At 43.7% G+C, this 17,898-nt stretch carries 13 protein-coding genes; 7 read left to right on the forward strand and 6 right to left on the reverse strand.

Annotated features, from left to right (window positions below; translation table 11 throughout):
* Together L1D55_RS08975 and L1D55_RS08980 are read left to right on the forward strand one after the other, a co-directional pair.
* The coding region (locus L1D55_RS08975; RefSeq protein WP_239915817.1) for an IS3 family transposase at positions 1-216 on the forward strand (216 nt) is incomplete at its 5' end.
* Positions 216-896: a prepilin-type N-terminal cleavage/methylation domain-containing protein gene (locus L1D55_RS08980; protein WP_275665275.1), complete on the forward strand. Its 681-nt coding sequence runs from the start codon at positions 216-218 to the stop codon at positions 894-896. The genes L1D55_RS08975 and L1D55_RS08980, both read left to right, overlap by 1 nt.
* Positions 897-1,003: 107 nt before the next feature.
* Here L1D55_RS08980 and glnS read toward each other — a convergent pair whose 3' ends face one another.
* Both glnS and nagE read right to left on the reverse strand, forming a co-directional pair.
* Entirely contained in the window at positions 1,004-2,671 is a 1,668-nt protein-coding gene (gene glnS / locus L1D55_RS08985) for a glutamine--tRNA ligase (RefSeq protein ID WP_061034161.1), read from the reverse strand.
* Between the two features lie 301 nt (positions 2,672-2,972).
* Entirely contained in the window at positions 2,973-4,529 is a 1,557-nt protein-coding gene (nagE, locus tag L1D55_RS08990) for an N-acetylglucosamine-specific PTS transporter subunit IIBC (RefSeq protein ID WP_345772780.1), read from the reverse strand.
* Positions 4,530-5,004: 475 nt separating this feature from the next.
* Here nagE and nagA point away from each other — a divergent pair, with 475 nt between their 5' ends.
* The 4 genes from nagA (at position 5,005) to asnB (ending at position 10,934) form a co-directional block, all read left to right on the forward strand.
* Complete coding sequence (gene nagA / locus L1D55_RS08995; RefSeq protein WP_008223817.1) at positions 5,005-6,141, forward strand: N-acetylglucosamine-6-phosphate deacetylase; 1,137 nt, start codon at positions 5,005-5,007, stop codon at positions 6,139-6,141.
* A gap of 2 nt (positions 6,142-6,143) precedes the next feature.
* Positions 6,144-7,358, forward strand: coding sequence for an ROK family protein (locus L1D55_RS09000; RefSeq protein ID WP_061034162.1), 1,215 nt, complete (start codon positions 6,144-6,146; stop codon positions 7,356-7,358).
* Positions 7,359-7,442: 84 nt separating this feature from the next.
* The gene (locus tag L1D55_RS09005) at positions 7,443-9,029 is read left to right on the forward strand and encodes a cation:proton antiporter family protein (RefSeq protein WP_239917202.1); all 1,587 of its coding nucleotides are present in this window, start codon (positions 7,443-7,445) and stop codon (positions 9,027-9,029) included.
* A gap of 234 nt (positions 9,030-9,263) precedes the next feature.
* The gene (gene asnB, locus L1D55_RS09010; protein ID WP_105025386.1) at positions 9,264-10,934 is read left to right on the forward strand and encodes an asparagine synthase B; all 1,671 of its coding nucleotides are present in this window, start codon (positions 9,264-9,266) and stop codon (positions 10,932-10,934) included.
* A gap of 86 nt (positions 10,935-11,020) precedes the next feature.
* Here asnB and rfaH read toward each other — a convergent pair whose 3' ends face one another.
* Positions 11,021-11,527 (reverse strand): transcription/translation regulatory transformer protein RfaH, encoded by a 507-nt coding sequence (gene rfaH, locus L1D55_RS09015; protein WP_239917203.1) that lies wholly within the window; start codon positions 11,525-11,527, stop codon positions 11,021-11,023.
* Between the two features lie 502 nt (positions 11,528-12,029).
* On the opposite strand from rfaH, the gene L1D55_RS09020 reads away from it, so the two are divergent.
* Entirely contained in the window at positions 12,030-13,427 is a 1,398-nt protein-coding gene (locus tag L1D55_RS09020) for a peptide MFS transporter (protein WP_239917204.1), read from the forward strand.
* 92 nt (positions 13,428-13,519) lie between these two features.
* Here the strand turns inward: L1D55_RS09020 and hemH are convergent, their stop codons facing one another.
* The 3 genes from hemH to htpG all read right to left on the reverse strand — a co-directional run bounded on the left by hemH (position 13,520) and on the right by htpG (position 17,696).
* Complete coding sequence (gene hemH, locus L1D55_RS09025; protein ID WP_008223805.1) at positions 13,520-14,482, reverse strand: ferrochelatase; 963 nt, start codon at positions 14,480-14,482, stop codon at positions 13,520-13,522.
* A 276-nt stretch (positions 14,483-14,758) separates the two neighbouring features.
* Positions 14,759-15,403 carry an adenylate kinase gene (gene adk / locus L1D55_RS09030; RefSeq protein WP_004737884.1) on the reverse strand — a complete coding sequence of 215 codons (645 nt, stop codon included), beginning with the start codon at positions 15,401-15,403 and terminating at the stop codon, positions 14,759-14,761.
* Between the two features lie 388 nt (positions 15,404-15,791).
* Positions 15,792-17,696 carry a molecular chaperone HtpG gene (gene htpG, locus L1D55_RS09035; protein WP_239917205.1) on the reverse strand — a complete coding sequence of 635 codons (1,905 nt, stop codon included), beginning with the start codon at positions 17,694-17,696 and terminating at the stop codon, positions 15,792-15,794.
* Positions 17,697-17,898: the final 202 nt, after the last annotated feature.

Here is a 17,898-nt window from a genome sequence, read left to right on the forward strand (position 1 = left end):
ATGAGTAGGAAAGGAAACTGCTGGGACAATGCTTGTGTTGAGAGTTTCTTCCATTCTATGAAAGTGGAAGCGATCCAATATGAGCCGATTATGACGAGAGAGCAGATGCGCCAAACGATCTTCGAGTACATAGAGGTTGATTATAATCGAACGAGAAGGCACAGTGCTCTTGGGTATCTAAGCCCAGTTAACTTTGAACAACAAAATGTCGCTTAATGAAGTGTCCAGTCTGGCTGGAGCAGATCAGTAATTTACTTGTAGCTATCATGAACAACCCATACAGAAAGCGACCGCAAATAAAAGCATTTACCTTGATAGAGCTACTGGTTGTGATTGTGATCATAACCGTGCTTTCTGTTGTTGCACTTCCTCGCTTTCTAAATCTGCAAAGTGATAGCCGAATTGCTATTTTCAATGGTGCTCAATCTCAGTTTCAAAGTGCGATTACGTTTGCTCACAGCAAATGGCTTGTGAATGGCGGCGGTAATTCTGAAATGAACGACCTACCAGGCTTTGGAGAAGATGCCAACGGCAACCCTCAATTGGATATGAATGATGAAGGCTACCCTTTAGGTGTCGATAAAAACTCTCCAATGGGCGCTCCCTACAATATAGGTAAAGGTCATCAGGGGTGTGTCGCTATTTGGGACGCGATCATGAATACCGATCTAACCGTCACAACAGATAGAGATAATGTTGATGGATTCGATTTTGTCTCACACCGCCAAAACCTAACCTTTTTAACTAAAGAGGGTGGCTCAGAGACCGCTCAAGCACTTTGCTACTACATCTATACCGCAGAGGGTCACCACAGAAACCCAGACAGAGCGGAATACGTGTTTTGGTACAACTCCCGCACTGGAGAAATCACCAATTCTCGACCTGAAGATATCTGATACCACATTAGTAGCAATCGAAATTTAATCCCCATTAGCAGTAAATACAGTCACAAAAAAACCGGCACTAGGCCGGTTTTTATTAGATAGCTTATTAGCGTTAGCAATTATGCTTCAGCTTTGCCCCAAGTATCACGTAGGCCAACCGTGCGGTTAAATACCAACGCATCTGCTTTAGAGTCTTTTGAATCAACACAGAAGTAACCTGTACGCTCAAATTGGAAACCTTGCTCTGCAGCGGCTTCCGCTAGGCTAGGCTCAACAAAACCGTTCAACTTAACCAGAGACTCTGGGTTGATCGTTGCAGCGAAATCATCCGCAGCAGCAGGGTTTGCAACAGTAAATAGACGATCGTATAGACGAATCTCAGCTGGCAGTGCTTTATCAGCAGATACCCAGTGGATAACACCCTTCACTTTGCGGCCATCTGCAGGGTTCTTGCCTAGCGTTTCGTCATCGTAAGAACAGAAGATAGTTGTAATGTTGCCTTCTGCATCTTTCTCGATACGCTCTGCTTTAATCACGTAAGCACCACGCAGACGAACTTCTTTACCTAGAACCAAACGCTTGTACTTCTTGTTTGCTTCTTCACGGAAGTCATCACGCTCGATCCAAACTTCACGAGTAAATGGTACTTCACGAGTACCCATTTCAGGTTTGTTCGGGTGGTTAGCAACCGTTAGTGTTTCTACTTTGTCTGCATCGTAGTTTTCAATCACGATTTTAACCGGATCTAGAACAGCCATTGCACGAGGTGCATTTTCGTTCAAGTCATCACGGATACAAGACTCAAGTGAACCGAATTCAATCATGTTCTCTTGTTTAGTCACACCGATACGCTTACAGAATTCACGAATAGACGCAGAAGTGAAACCACGACGACGTAAACCAGAGATAGTTGGCATACGTGGGTCATCCCAACCTTGAACTAGGTTTTCAACCACAAGTTGGTTTAGCTTACGCTTAGACATCACTGTGTATTCAAGATTCAGACGGCTGAACTCGTACTGACGAGGTTGGCAATCTATCGTAATGTTATCTAGAACCCAGTCGTACAAACGACGGTTGTCTTGGAATTCAAGAGTACAGATAGAGTGCGTAATACCTTCCAGCGCATCAGAGATACAGTGAGTGAAATCGTACATTGGGTAAATGCACCATTTGTCGCCTGTCTGATGGTGGTGAGCAAAACGAACACGGTAGATAACAGGATCGCGCATTACCATGAATGACGAGCTCATGTCGATCTTAGCACGTAGACACGCTTTACCTTCTTCAAAGCCACCGTCACGCATTTTTTCGAATAGCGCTAGGTTTTCTTCAGGGCTGCGGTCGCGGTATGGGCTTGCTTTACCTGGCTCTTTTAGCGTGCCACGGTATTCGCGGATCTGCTCAGGACTTAGCTCGTCAACGTACGCTAAGCCTTTATTAATTAATTCCACAGCATAAGCGTAAAGCGTATCGAAGTAGTTTGATGAGTAACAAATGTCACCAGACCATTCGAAGCCTAACCAGCTTACATCATTCTTAATTGACTCAACGTATTCAACGTCTTCTTTTTCAGGGTTTGTATCATCGAAACGAAGATTACATTGTCCCTGGTAGTCCTGAGCAATACCAAAATTCAAGCAAATAGATTTAGCGTGACCGATGTGCAGGTAACCATTTGGCTCCGGCGGGAAACGAGTATGCACGCTACTGTGTGTACCATCCGCTAAATCTTTATCAATAATTTGGCGAATGAAATTCGATGGACGAGCCTCAGCTTCACTCATCTATAGCACCTCTATGTATTTAGTATTGTCAGAGAAAGTTATCTTCCCTCTCCTAGCAAAACGCCACTTTTAGCGCTAACCCTAGGTAGAAAGATCATTGTTGCTAATCATCCACAATTCTTAGCCTTTGCACAATAAGAACCATCAGTTAATTGCGATTATTTCTGCTATTCGATGAAGAATAGAACGAACCTTCTCACTTGTCCCAAGATGCAGATACAAAAAAGCCCCCCAGATGGGAGGCTTTCAATTTGACACTTACTTGAGAGTATTAATTACTGCTCAGTTAAGTACTTCCTTACTATGGAAGTTTTACATCAGATAGGTCTTCACCTGCACCGATAGCTTTCATTTCGCCAGCTACGATTTCAGCAAGAGGGCCTAGGATAACTTGTAGGTTGTTTTCACCTAGCTTAACAACACCTTTAGCACCTAGTTTCTTAAGAACTGCTTCGTCAGCAACAGAGCGGTCTTTAAGAGTTAGACGTAGACGTGTGATACAAGCGTCGATTGAAGTTAGGTTCTCGTGACCACCTAGAGCTTTTAGGTATTGACGTGCAAGGTCGCCTTTTGGAGCTTCGCCAGCTGGAGTCGCTGCAGCGTCATCATCTTCACGACCAGGCGATTTCAGGTTGAAAGCGCGGATTGCGAAAGAGAATGTGAAGAAGTATAGAGCACCGAAGCCAAGGCCGATTGCTAGAAGTACTAGAGGTTTAGTTGCTAGACCCCAGTTCAATACGAAGTCGATAAGACCAGCAGAGAAACCGAAACCATGCAGAGTACCAAACATGTTAGCAACTACTAGAGACAGACCAGTGAATACAGCGTGCATTGCGTATAGAGCAGGAGCTAGGAATACGAACATGAATTCTAGCGGCTCTGTGATACCTGTTAGGAATGAACAGAATGCTACTGAGAATAGTGCACCACCAACTTGGCTACGTTTTTCAGCAGGAGCAGCTAGGTACATTGCAAGTGCAGCACCTGGTAGACCGAACATCATTACTGGGAAGAAACCGTTCATGAATACGCCAGCGCCTTTATCGCCACCGAAGAAACGGTGTAGGTCGCCAGATTTAACAGTGTCAGTTACTTCTTTAACAACAGTAGTGATTTCTGGAGTTACAGAGTTAGCGAATGTGAATGTGTGCTCTTGGCCAACAACTAGAGTTTTAGCTAGTGATGGGTCAACACAAAGTTGAGTGATGTTAGCGAATGCGCCTTGACCAGCAACGATGATTTCTTGACATGTACCCATACCGAACCAGAAGTACGAGTTCAATACATGGTGTAGACCTACAGGGATAAGTGCACGGTTAAGAGTACCGTAAACGAATTGACCGATAGCGCCAGACGTTGATACTGCGTGAGCCAGTGCGTCTAGACCAGATTGAACACCAGGCCAAACCACACCAGACACAGCACCTGCAACAAGTGCAAATAGACCAGCCATGATTGGTACTAAACGTTTACCAGCGAAGAATGCTAGCCACTCAGGAAGGCGTGTAGCATGGAAAGCGTTGTAAGAGTGACCTGCGATGATACCTGCGAAGATACCGCCGAAGAAAGACATGTTAACGTCAGCGTTAATTGTTGTTGCTGTCGCTGTTAGAACGAAGTAAGCAACTGCACCAGCAAGACCAGCTGCGCCGCTACCGTCTTTAGAAAGACCAATCGCGATACCTAGACCAAATAGCAATGGTAGGTTACCGAAGATAGCACCACCAGCTTGCGCCATAAATGGAATATCAAGTAGATCGCCTTGACCTAAACGTAATAGAAGCGCCGCAATCGGAAGCGTTGCGATAGGTAGCATTAACGCCTTACCTAGCTTCTGTGCATATCCTAGAATATTCACCAGTTGTTTCCCCCTATAGGATTTTTTAGAATTCGTTTGAGAAACTTATTTTAGTCGCTCAATTTAGTCCTATTCAGTGTATTCAATTAATTTTGCTCCGCAAATTAAAACCTTACCATTTGTGATCGTAATCACCAGTTTTCACCAAATCCAGAGGTTTTTGCTAGCGAGATCATAAAACTTATTTTATCATTCAAAAAAATGAACATTTATAGATAAAATCCAAATCTAACTATTGGGTCAAATGTGAGTTATTTTCGGCATTAAAAGCTAGCTAACTTACTGATATTTTTAACCCAAACTCATAAAAACAATGAATTGTTCACATATTTTTCAAACACTTAACATCGCTTCCCACTTTGAAGCCGTTTGCCCATAAAAGTTAAATCGTTACGTAAATGATGCTCGCAAACTAAGTCAACATTTAGGTAACGAACGAATTTAAAAGATCTGACGAAATAAGGATTAGCTGACTATGTACGCGCTAAGTAACTGTAAAATTTACACTGGTAGTGATGTTCTAACCGATCATGCTGTAGTAATCGAAAACGAACTGATCAAAAAAGTCTGCCCTATCTCTGAATTACCAGAAGGTATCGAGGTTCGTGACCTAGACGGTGCAAACCTAAGCCCGGGTTTCATTGACCTACAACTAAATGGTTGTGGTGGCGTGATGCTGAACGATGAAATCACTGCAGAAACAATGCAGATCATGCACAAAGCAAACCTAAAATCAGGCTGTACTAGCTTCTTGCCTACTCTGATTACTTCTTCAGATGAAGACATGCGAGCAGTTATCACGGCAGCTCGTGAATACCATAACCAATACCAGAACCAATCTTTAGGTCTTCACCTTGAAGGTCCATACCTAAACGTTGCGAAAAAAGGCATTCACAGCGTTGATCATATTCGTAAATCTGACAGCGAGATGATTGAACTTATCTGTGAGAACAGCGACCTTGTTGCGAAAGTAACACTGGCTCCTGAGCTGAACGACCCAGAGCATATCGAACGTCTACACAAAGCTGGTGTTGTCGTTTCTATCGGTCATACCAACGCAACTTATGCAGAAGCGCGCCAAGGTTTCGAATCTGGCATCACATTCGCAACGCACCTATTCAATGCAATGACGCCTATGGTTGGTCGTGAACCTGGTGTGGTTGGTGCTATCTACGACACACCTGAGGTGTACGCAGGCATCATCGCCGATGGCTTCCACGTTGATTACGCAAACATCAGAATTGCGCATAAAATCAAGGGAGAAAAGTTGGTATTAGTGACGGATGCCACAGCTCCTGCAGGTGCTGACATGGAATACTTTATTTTTGTCGGTAAGAAAGTATATTACCGAGATGGTAAGTGTGTTGATGAAAACGGCACACTGGGCGGCTCAGCTCTGACTATGATTGAAGCAGTTCAGAATACAGTTGAGCACGCTGGTATCGCTTTAGACGAAGCTCTTCGCATGGCTACACTATACCCAGCTACGGCTATCGGTGTAGAAAGCAAGCTAGGTCGAATCAAAAAAGGCATGGTTGCAAACCTAGCTGTATTTGACCGAGACTTTAACGTTAAAGCGACTGTTGTTAATGGACAATACGAGCACAATTAAGTATGAATGGCGGACAAATAGGTAACGTAGACTTAGTTAAACAACTAAACAGTGCGGCGGTATACCGACTTATAGACCAACAAGGGCCTATCAGTCGTATACAAGTGGCTGATGTAAGCCAACTCGCACCGGCAAGTGTTACAAAAATTACCCGCCAACTATTAGAGCGCGGCCTAATTAAAGAGGTCGCACAGCAAGCGTCTACTGGCGGTAGACGCGCTATCTCTCTAACCACAGAAGTAGAGCCTTTCCACTCTATCGCTGTGCGCTTAGGACGAGATTACATTCAAGTTAGCCTTCATGACCTTGGCGGTCGTGAATTGGCTTTCCAACAGCAAGACCTTAACTATTCAGATCAGTCAGACCTGACTCAAGGCTTGGTCAACACGCTCAAGGCCTTCATCGCTGAACACCAACCGAAAATCGATCAGCTCATTGCGATTGGTGTGACCCTTCCAGGCTTAGTGAACCCGACGACGGGTGTCGTTGAGTACATGCCAAATACAGACATCGATAACCTTGCATTAAGCGACATTATTCGCGACACATTCCATGTCGCTTGTTTTGTTGGTAACGATGTTCGCGGAATGGCACTAGCGGAACACTACTTTGGCGCGAGCCAAGACAGCCAAGACTCTATCTTGGTGAGTGTTCACCGCGGTACTGGTGCAGGTATTATCGTTAACGGTCAGGTCTTCTTAGGCCATAACCGTAACGTCGGTGAAATCGGTCATATCCAAATCGATCCACTTGGTGAACAGTGCCAATGTGGTAACTTTGGTTGTCTTGAAACGGTAGCGGCAAACCCTGCGATTGTAGAACGCGTGCAAAAACTGATTAAACAAGGCTACGAGTCTTCTTTAACCGAACTTGAACGTATTACTATTCAAGACGTTTGCGACCACGCAATGAATGGTGACGAATTAGCTAAACAGAGCTTGGTTCGAGTAGGAAACCAGTTAGGTAAAGCGATCGCGATGACGATCAACCTATTTAACCCTCAAAAAGTGATCATCGCTGGTGATATTACTAAGGCACAAGAGATTGTTTTCCCTGCAATTAAGCGCAATGTAGAGAATCAGTCGCTAACGACTTTCCATAGCGGCCTGCCTATTGTAGCATCACAGATCGATAAACATCCTACGATGGGAGCTTTTGCTATGATCAAGCGCGCCATGCTCAACGGTGTGTTACTGCAGAAGCTACTTGAAGATTAAAGAACAATAATTCTGATTTTCCGCGGGCCGTGTTTGTAAAAACACGGCCCGTTTTTTTAAGCTAGGGAACGACAACAACAAGTTATGGAACTTATATTAATATCCACTGCGTTTATCGCAGGATTTATTGCTTTAAAGTGTCACCTTCCGCCACTGGTTGGTTTTTTGGTTGCGGGCTTTGGGCTTTTTGCCTTTGGCTTCGAAACCAATGAGACCATCATTACTTTGGCTGACCTCGGTGTCACCCTGCTCCTATTCACCATCGGCTTAAAGCTAGATATCAAAACCCTGCTATCTAAAGAGATCTGGGCCGGCGCCACAATACATAACCTTTTATCCACTCTGTTTTTTGCCGTCGCCCTATTTGGTTTTAAGTTCCTTGGCATTTCGTCACTGGCAGCTATGTCAGTCGAGCAGATTGTTCTACTCGGCTTCGCCCTATCATTCTCTAGTACTGTATTTGCGGTAAAGTCTCTACAAGAGAAAGGGGAAATGAATGCCACCTACGGCACCTTGGCAATTGGTATCTTGGTCATGCAAGATATTTTCGCTGTCGTCTTTCTTACCGCTTCAACAGGCAAGCTGCCTGAATGGTACGCAGTTGCTCTATTTGCGTTGCCATTCCTACGTCCACTGTTCTACAAAGTGCTAGATTGGGTTGGCCACGGTGAAATGTTAGTCCTATTCGGCATTTTCTTCGCCTTGGTTGTCGGTGCTGGACTCTTCCAATTGGTGGGTATGAAGCCAGATTTAGGAGCTCTTATCCTAGGTATGTTGCTAGCGGGTCATCGAAAAGCTTCAGAACTATCAAAATCCCTGTTTAACCTTAAAGAACTGTTCCTTGTCTGTTTCTTCTTGAATATTGGCTTATCAGAACAGCCAACTATTCAAGGCTTTATGCTAGCGGTACTGTTCTTGTTGCTGTTACCAGTGAAAGGCGTGCTTTACTTCTTGGTACTTAATCGCTTCAAGTTCCGCGTTCGTACTTCGTTGCTCGCTTCACTATCACTGTTTAACTACAGTGAGTTTGGCTTAATCGTCGGTGGCCTTGCCTTTAAGATGGGTTGGATGTCTGGCGATATCTTGGTTGCCGTCGCGATTGCAGTATCACTTTCTTTCCTAGTTGCAGCACCTCTAAACCGCGCAGGCCATAAGCTTTACCAACAATCCGGCAAATGGTTAAAAGAGCACGCAGCAGAAAAGCTTCATCAACGTGATAAACGAATTGACCCGGGTCGTGCTCAAGTACTTATTCTTGGTATGGGGCGAATTGGTACCGGTGCATATGATGAATTACGTTCACGCTACGGTAAGGTAAGTTTGGGTGTCGAAGTTCGTGAAGAAGCCGCACATACTCATAGAAGCCACGGTAGAAACGTGATTTCTGGCGACGCGACCGACCCAGACTTCTGGGAGCGTATTCTGGATACCGCAAATGTAAAACTGGTTATCTTAGCTATGCCTCACCACCAAGGTAATCAAACCGCTTTGGATCAATTAAAGTCTCGTAACTTTAAAGGGCAGATTGCGGCTATCGCTGAATACCCTGACCAACTAGATACTTTGAAAAAAAATGGTGTTGATGCGGCGTTTAACATCTATAGCGAAGCCGGTAGTGGTTTTGCTCGCCACGTTTGTGAGCAATTAAACCCAAACATCAATAAAATCTAACCCAAACCTCCTTTAACAAAACCTCTCAAGACTGTGAATTTTCGCACTTTTGAGGGGTTTTCGTTCAAAAAAACAGACTGCATTTAGATAATAAACACCAAAATTAAGAATTAATTAAATAATTTCTAACACAATACCCTTTATATTATTTTTTTGYTCACATCCGGTTGCTTTTTTTAGCCAGAATGGCAAATTGAATACAGTTGATTTAGAAATTATTTAAAAGGAAGTTCTATGTGTTCAGTATTTGGCATTCTCGACATAAAAAGTGATGCCGCAGCACTTCGCCCTATCGCTTTAGAAATGTCTAAAAAGCTTCGTCACCGTGGACCAGATTGGTCTGGTATCTATGCAAGTGACAAAGCAATCCTTGCTCACGAGCGTTTAGCTATCGTTGGTCTTAATAGTGGTGCTCAACCGCTATACAGCCAAGACAAGAAGCACATTCTTGCAGTAAACGGCGAAATCTATAACCACAAAGAACTTCGTGCTCGCTATGAAGATAAGTACCAGTTCCAGACAGACTCTGACTGTGAAGTTATCCTAGCCCTATATCAAGAAATGGGCGCAGACCTGCTAGAAGAGCTAAACGGTATCTTCGCATTCGTTTTATACGATGAAGAAAAAGACGAATACCTAGTAGGCCGCGACCACATCGGTATCATCCCGCTTTACCAAGGCTACGATGAACACGGTAACTACTATGTTGCTTCAGAAATGAAAGCACTAGTTCCTGTATGTAAAACCATCAGCGAGTTCCCTCCAGGTAGCTTCTACTCTTCGAAAGATGCAGAGCCACAACGTTACTATGTTCGTGATTGGAACGAATACGCAGCAGTGCAAGGCAACAGCACAAGCAAGGAAGACCTAACGGAAGCACTAGAAGCAGCGGTGAAACGCCAATTAATGACTGACGTACCTTACGGTGTACTTCTATCTGGTGGTCTAGATTCGTCAATCACTTCTGCAGTCGCGAAACGCTTTGCGGCAATGCGTATTGAAGATGACGAACAGTCTGAAGCTTGGTGGCCACAGCTGCACTCATTTGCGGTTGGTTTAGAAGGTGCACCTGATCTTATCGCGGCACGTGAAGTAGCAGACAAGATCGGTACCGTACACCACGAGATGACATACACCATTCAAGAAGGTTTGGATGCAATCCGTGATGTTATCTACCATATCGAAACCTACGATGTAACGACAATTCGCGCGTCTACGCCAATGTACCTACTTGCTCGTAAGATCAAAGCAATGGGTATCAAAATGGTACTGTCTGGCGAAGGTGCTGATGAGATCTTCGGTGGTTACTTGTACTTCCACAAAGCGCCAAACGCAAAAGAGTTCCATGAAGAAACGGTACGTAAACTGCTAGCTCTGAACATGTTTGACTGTGCTCGTGCGAACAAATCACTGGCAGCATGGGGTGTAGAAGGCCGTGTACCATTCTTGGACAAAGAGTTCATCGATGTAGCAATGCGCTTAAACCCAGAAGACAAGATGTGTGGCAACGGTAAGATGGAGAAACACATCCTACGAGAGTGTTTTGAACACTACCTACCGGATTCAATTGCATGGCGTCAAAAAGAGCAGTTCTCTGATGGTGTTGGCTACGACTGGATTGATACGTTGAAAGCAACCGCTGAGGCGAAAGTAACGGATAAGCAAATGGAAACTGCCCAGTTCCGTTTCCCGTACAACACGCCAACGACTAAAGAAGGCTACGCTTACCGCGAAATCTTCGAAGAGTTGTTCCCGCTAGAATCTGCAGCAGAGTGTGTACCGGGAGGTCCATCTGTCGCTTGTTCATCAGCGAAAGCCATTGAGTGGGATGAGTCGTTCCAAAACTGTGTAGACCCATCAGGTCGTGCGGTTCAAGCGGTTCACAACGACGCTTACAACGCGTAAACGCTCAAGCAAATTTGAGATACTAAAAAAGGCGCATTATGCGCCTTTTTATTTTAAGCCTAGATGTAATTATTCTTATCACTGAATTAAGCGTGTGCTTGTAGCGCCTCGTTTTCAATACTGATTGGCACCACCTGGCTGATCATCTTCACTAGCATGATAGAGCGAGCCTCACCGTCTTTCTGATGGAAAATAGCCTCAATACCAGCGAACTGACCGCTATTAATTTTCACAACTTGACCAGATTCGAACTCAACACAGCACTCTTCAACGTCATTGCTGCAATGCTTCTCAAGTTCTTTGAGCTCAAAAACCAAGTCGCCTTGTACTTCATGTGGTAGCGCTCCAAACTTAATGAAGTCCACTACGCCGCGTGTTGAACGAACGGTCGTAAAGCTTGGCCCTTGTTCATAATCAAATCGAACAAATACGTATGAAGGGAACAGCGGTTCTTTGACCACCTTTTCTTTCCCTCTCACTACTTTTTCGACTTCTATTTGTGGGTAAAAGCACTCTACCCCTTGATTCTCTAAATGCTGCTGAGCGCGTTTTTGATCGCCACGCTTGCAGTAAAGTAAATACCAACGTTTCATTTAACTAGCCATTTTCTATTTTGGGAAGATTTTACCACAAGCCTAAAACGGTTTAATTGCTATTAACTAAATGAATCTTAATAGCCACAAAATTATGCGTAGCAAACCAATTTATCAACAAAAAATTATAGATATAAAAGTGATCAAGCATTGTACAGAGTTCTATTCTCGATCAAAAGGCGCGCTTCTATGGCTGCATATGCAGTCAAAAAATAAAACACAGCGTTCCCTTAATTGGCGGTAGGATACATAAAATTGATGACTTGCGCTTTTATTATTCAAAAATATTTTCAATAAGATCATTTAACAACCAGCTCAAATCTGGAAAATTAGTTTGCAGCACGCATTTTAAGGGCGACATTGGCAATAAAGCATTTAATTTTCATACACTTACTAAATGTAGGTTATCGTCACCATAAAATACATCTATTGCAGATGTTTATCCCACTCTGTATACATAAGTGACTATAAAATCTTTTAATAACTAAAATTAGTAAAACTTATGCCAAGCAATCACAACATCTTTGGCCACCCTAGAGGCCTATTTCTACTTTTCAGCACAGAGCTATGGGAACGTTTCTCCTACTACGCTATGCGTGCGATTCTTGTTTTATTCTTAACAGACACAACGATCAACGGCGGATTGGGCTGGTCGACAAAAGACGCGCTTGACCTTTACGGTATCTACACAGGTTTGGTTTACATCACGCCTTTGATCGGTGGTTGGATTGCCGACAACTACCTAGGGCAACGTAAGTCGATTCTTATTGGTGGCGTGTTAATGGCACTTGGCCAGTTTACACTAGCTCTACCAAGCGGCTTTATGGGCCTAGACCAAGTAAGTGCACTTTACCTAGGTTTAGCACTGCTTATCAGTGGTAACGGTATGTTTAAGCCAAACATCTCGACTATGGTTGGTGACCTTTACCAAGAAGGTGATAACCGTCGTGATGGCGCATTTACTATTTTCTACATGGGTATCAACTTAGGTGCACTATTAGGTGGCCTTATCTCTGGTGCTGCAGTTGATTCATATGGCTGGAAAGCAGGTTTCCTAGCGGCAGGTATCGGTATGGTTATTAGCTTAATCATGCAAATGACGATGGCTCAATCATGGCTAGGTAATATCGGTTCTGTGCCAGCAGCTGCTCGTGCAAAAGCTATGAACAAATCGAAAGAGAAAGCACCGCTAACTAAAGAAGAGTTTGACCGATTAAAAGTTATTTTGATCATGGGTCTGTTCGTGATTGTTTTCTGGGCAGGCTTCGAACAAGCTGGTGGCCTAATGAACATTTACACTCAACAATATACAGACCGTATGATTGGTGATTTTGAAGTTCCGGCAGCGTGGTTCCAATCTCTAAACCCATTCTTCATTATTACACTTGCACCAATCATTGCTGCATTCTGGGTGAAGTTAGGTAAGCGTGAACCAAACTCACCGGTTAAATTTGCGATGGCTCTATTCTTCTTGGCGCTAGGCTTCGTCTGCATGATGGGCGCGGTAATGGAGCAAGGTGGTGACCTTACAGTTAAAACCTCTATGCTGTGGTTAGTAGGTGCATTCTTCTTCCATACACTTGGTGAGCTTTGCCTATCTCCTATCGGTCTATCGTTAGTGACTAAACTGGCACCGCTACGTTTAGCATCACTAATGATGGGTGCATGGTTTGGTTTCAACGCTATTGCAAACTACGTAGCTGGCCTTGTGGGCTCTCATGTAGGTGAACTAGGCGCGATGGCAATCTTCAGTGGTATTGCAATTACAGCAACGATCAGCGGCATCTTACTGCTTCTTTGTGCTGGTAAGCTTGTATCTTGGATGCACGGCGTAGAGAGCAACATGACGCTAGAGTCTGAACCAAAAGAAGAGCGCACTGCAGAAACTTCTGTTGCTTAATATCTCATATCGTTCAGTGTCTAATAGACGCAGAACACATTCAAAAAAGGGCTGCTCATAGAGCAGCCCTTTTAGTATTTATTTAGCCGATATTAACGGTGAATCTCTACCAGTTCAGCCATCATGTCGATATGCGAATCTCTATCGTTGAGACACATGATATAGCTAAACTCAGAACCACCAGCGTCAATGAAGGTTTCCTTACACTGATCTGAAATCTCTTCCAGCGTTTCTAAACAGTCCACCGAGAAAGCTGGAGCCATGATATCGATCTTCTTGATCCCTTTGCTTGGCAATGATTCAAGCGTCTCATCTGTATATGGCTTTAACCATTCCTCTCGACCAAATCGAGATTGGTAAGTCATGGTGATATCGTCTGCAGATAAACCAAGCTCCTCAGCTAGTAGCTTAGTTGTCGCCTCACAGTGTTGAGGGTAAATATCACCTTCATCTGCTAATCGCTTCGGAATGCCGTGGAAAGAGCAAACCAAATGATCCGCTCGGCCATTTTTCTCCCAGTGGCTACGAACACTCTCAGCCAGTGCTTTGGTGTAACTAGGGTGTGCGTAGTAATCACGGATAAAGCGGTAACTAGGAATAACAGGCATCTGTTTAAAGGCTTTGGTTAAACCATCAGAAACCGCAGCTGTGGTAGTGCCTGAATACTGAGGATACAGAGGCAGTACGATGATCTCTTCAACGCCCTGCTCCATCAGTTGCTCAACGCCCGTTTTCAGGCTTGGATTACCATAAGTCATACCCAGCGCTACAGGCATCTCTAACTTCTTCTGTAGCTTCTCTGCTTGTCTTTGCGAATACACAAGAAGCGGTGAGCCGTCGTCCATCCAAACCGACTGATAAAGCTTAGCTACTTTAGGTGAACGAATCGGTAAAATCACCCCGTGCAGGATTGGACACCATAGCCAGCGCGTTAGATTAACGACTCGCTTATCGTGCAAAAATTCACTCAAAAATCGACGAACGCCAGCCGGGGTCGCAGAATCTGGCGTACCTAAGTTCACCAGTAAAACGCCCTGCTTTTTATTATTTTCCATAGATACCTGAGACCAATATGTAATTTTGTAGAGAGTAATATACTAATCTGCTGAAGTTTAAGATCATTGCTTGTCGCTAAATGTTGAGATAATCATTTGGCGTGACATATAACCAACATCAACTTCCGATTATGAGCGAACTTTTCAAAGCTAATGTGCGTTGAATTGAGGGCCCCTAATTATCTTAGATTGGTATCGTACTAAAAATTGAGACAAAAAAAGCGACCTTTAAGGTCGCTTCCAATATATCAAATTCTAAAACTGGCTGTTAGCCAATTATGCTAGTGCTTTCTCAAGTTCTGCACTAACTTCAGCAACTTGCTTAGTACCGTCAAACTTAAGGTACTGAGTGTTACCAGCTTCAGCTTCTTTACCGTAGTAAGAGATTAGTGGAGCTGTTTGCTCGTGGTACACGCCTAGACGAGCACGAACTGTTTCTTCTTTGTCGTCATCACGTACAACTAGCTCTTCGCCAGTTACGTCATCTTTACCTTCTTCTTTTGGTGGGTTGTACACAGTGTGGTATGTACGACCAGAAGGAAGGTGAGCACGACGACCAGCCATACGCTCAACAATCACATCGTCAGCTACGTCGAATTCAACAACGTAATCTACAGCGATACCCATTTCTTTTAGGCCATCAGCTTGTGGGATTGTGCGTGGGAAACCGTCTAGTAGGAAACCTTTCTCACAGTCATCTTGAGCGATACGCTCTTTGATAAGACCAAGGATAATTTCATCAGAAACTAGCTGACCAGCGTCGATTACTGATTTTGCTTGCTTACCAAGCTCAGTACCCGCTTTGATAGCAGCACGTAGCATGTCACCAGTTGAAATTTGAGGGATACCAAATTTGTTCATGATGAAGTTAGCTTGAGTGCCTTTACCCGCGCCAGGAGCACCTAGAAGAATGATGCGCATGTTTAATCCTCTTATAAAATTATGATTTATACCGAAGCTCACTATCCCAACTTCCTAGCTCATCGTTTAGATGAACAGAAATCGTTAGGTAACCGTTGAGGTTAAGCAAAACTGCAAACAGAAGCAAAACGGTAAGTTTCGGTATAACGTTTAAAAATCATACAACTGGAACAAGTTGGATCCTAGTACCAGCTGATTAGGTCGAGCATTCTATCACATTAATATTCAATTTGGCTGAATTTACGACTAAAGAATGCATCGCCTCATTTTGTTGTGACGATAACGGTGACGTTGACCACGTTTAACATGTTTTCAACGACGTTCATTAAAAAAGCCCGCATTTGCGAGCTTTTAATTACAATTCGTGGTTTAGCCCAAAGTCGAAAGACTAACGCTTTGTTAGCAGCTCGTTGATTGCACCCAAGAATTGTGACGGATCTTCCATAGAGCCTTTCTCAGCCAGCATCGCTTGGCCAAGTAGTAGCTCAACCCAACGACCAAACGCTTGCTCATCGGCTTCGTCAGCCATTTGTTTAACAAGTGCGTGCTCTGGGTTAATTTCAAAGATGTACTTAACTTCAGGTGCAGCTTGACCTGCCGCTTCAAGAAGCTTAGCCATTTGCGTACCCATTTCGAAGTCATCCGTTACAACAACTGCAGGTGTCGTTGCGAGTTTAAACGTAGTACGAACTTCTTTAACGCGATCACCCAGGTAAGATTGAGTGCGCTCAACAACAGACTTAAACTCTTCTTCAGTCTCTTTCTGCTTCTCTTTCTCTTCTTCACCTTCAAACTTGCTTAAATCTAAGCCCGCTTTTGTGATCGATTGGAATTGTTTGCCGTCAAAGTCTGTTAGGTAGTTCATTACGTACTCATCGATGCGATCGTACATTAGCACTACTTCAATACCTTTCGCTTTAAACTGCTCCAAGTGTGGGCTGTTTTTAGCTGCTGCATAGCTATCTGCTGTCAGGTAGTAAATCTTATCTTGGCCTTCTTTCATACGCTCAACGTAAGACGCAAGGCTGATAGTTTGATCTGCAGAATCAACTTCTGTAGATGCAAAACGAAGAAGACCTGCAATCTTCTCTTTGTTCGCCATGTCTTCCGCTGGGCCTTCTTTCATTACAAGACCAAACTCTTTCCAGAATTCTAGGTACTTCTCGTTGTCATTTTTCGCCATGCGCTCAAGCATAGTAAGTACACGCTTAGTACATGCACCACGAAGAGACTGAGTTACCTTGTTATCTTGCAGGATTTCACGTGATACGTTCAGTGGTAGATCGTTTGAGTCAATCAGGCCACGTACGAAGCGCATGTAAGATGGCATGAACTGTTCAGCATCATCCATGATGAACACGCGCTGCACGTATAACTTCAAGCCGCTTTTGTGGTCACGGTTCATCATGTCCCAAGGTGCTTTAGCTGGGATATAAAGCAGGCTTGTGTAGTCGTTCTTACCTTCAACCTTGTTGTGGCTCCAGGTTAGTGGATCAGCAAAGTCGTGAGATACGTGCTTGTAAAACTCTTGGTACTCTTCTTTCTCGATGTCTGATTTGTTACGAGTCCAAAGCGCTTGAGCTTTGTTGATTTGTTCCCAGTGCTTCTCTTCGGTGTCTTTACCTTCGTCATCTTTAACTGCAGTTAAGATAGAAACTGGGATACCGATGTGATCAGAGTATTTACCAATTACTTCACGTAGACGCCATTCATTTAAGAACTCTTTACCGTCTTCACGCATATGAAGAATGATGTCTGTACCACGAGACTCTTTAGTGATGTCTTCAATGGTGTAATCACCTTCGCCCGCAGAGTGCCATTGTACGGCTTCATTGCTTGCAAGACCTGCGGCACGTGTACGAACGGTTACTGCGTCCGCAACGATGAATGCTGAGTAGAAGCCAACACCAAATTGACCGATCAACTGAGAGTCTTTGCTTTGGTCTTCAGATAACTTAGAGAAAAAGTCTGCAGTACCAGATTTCGCGATGGTACCTAAATGTTCAATAACGTTGTCGCGGCTCATGCCGATACCGTTATCAGAAATGGTTAACGTATTCGCCTCAGCGTTAAATGACAGTTTTACACCTAGATCTGCATCGCCTTGGTAAAGTTCAGCATTTGATAGCGCTTTAAAACGTAGCTTGTCCGCTGCGTCAGATGCGTTAGAGATCAGCTCACGTAAGAAGATTTCTTTATTTGAATACAGTGAGTGAATCATTAGATGAAGTAGTTGTTTTACTTCAGATTGAAAGCCACGAGTCTCTTTATTTTGCGTTGCCGTTTCGCTCATTTTTACTCCAAAACATCTATACTTTGTGTTGAAAACTATAGGGGCGGAACACGTAATGCCGCTCTGATGTTCATTAACATGAGGATGACAATTGTAAATTCAAGGTCAAAAATCATAAAAACACTGTTTTTTTGATCTGTTTTTATTATCCTTAAGCCTCATAAATATAAAAGAACATAAAAGAAGTCATGATTTGGTGAAG

The organism is Vibrio sp. Isolate22, assembly GCF_022398115.1.
GTDB lineage: Bacteria > Pseudomonadota > Gammaproteobacteria > Enterobacterales > Vibrionaceae > Vibrio.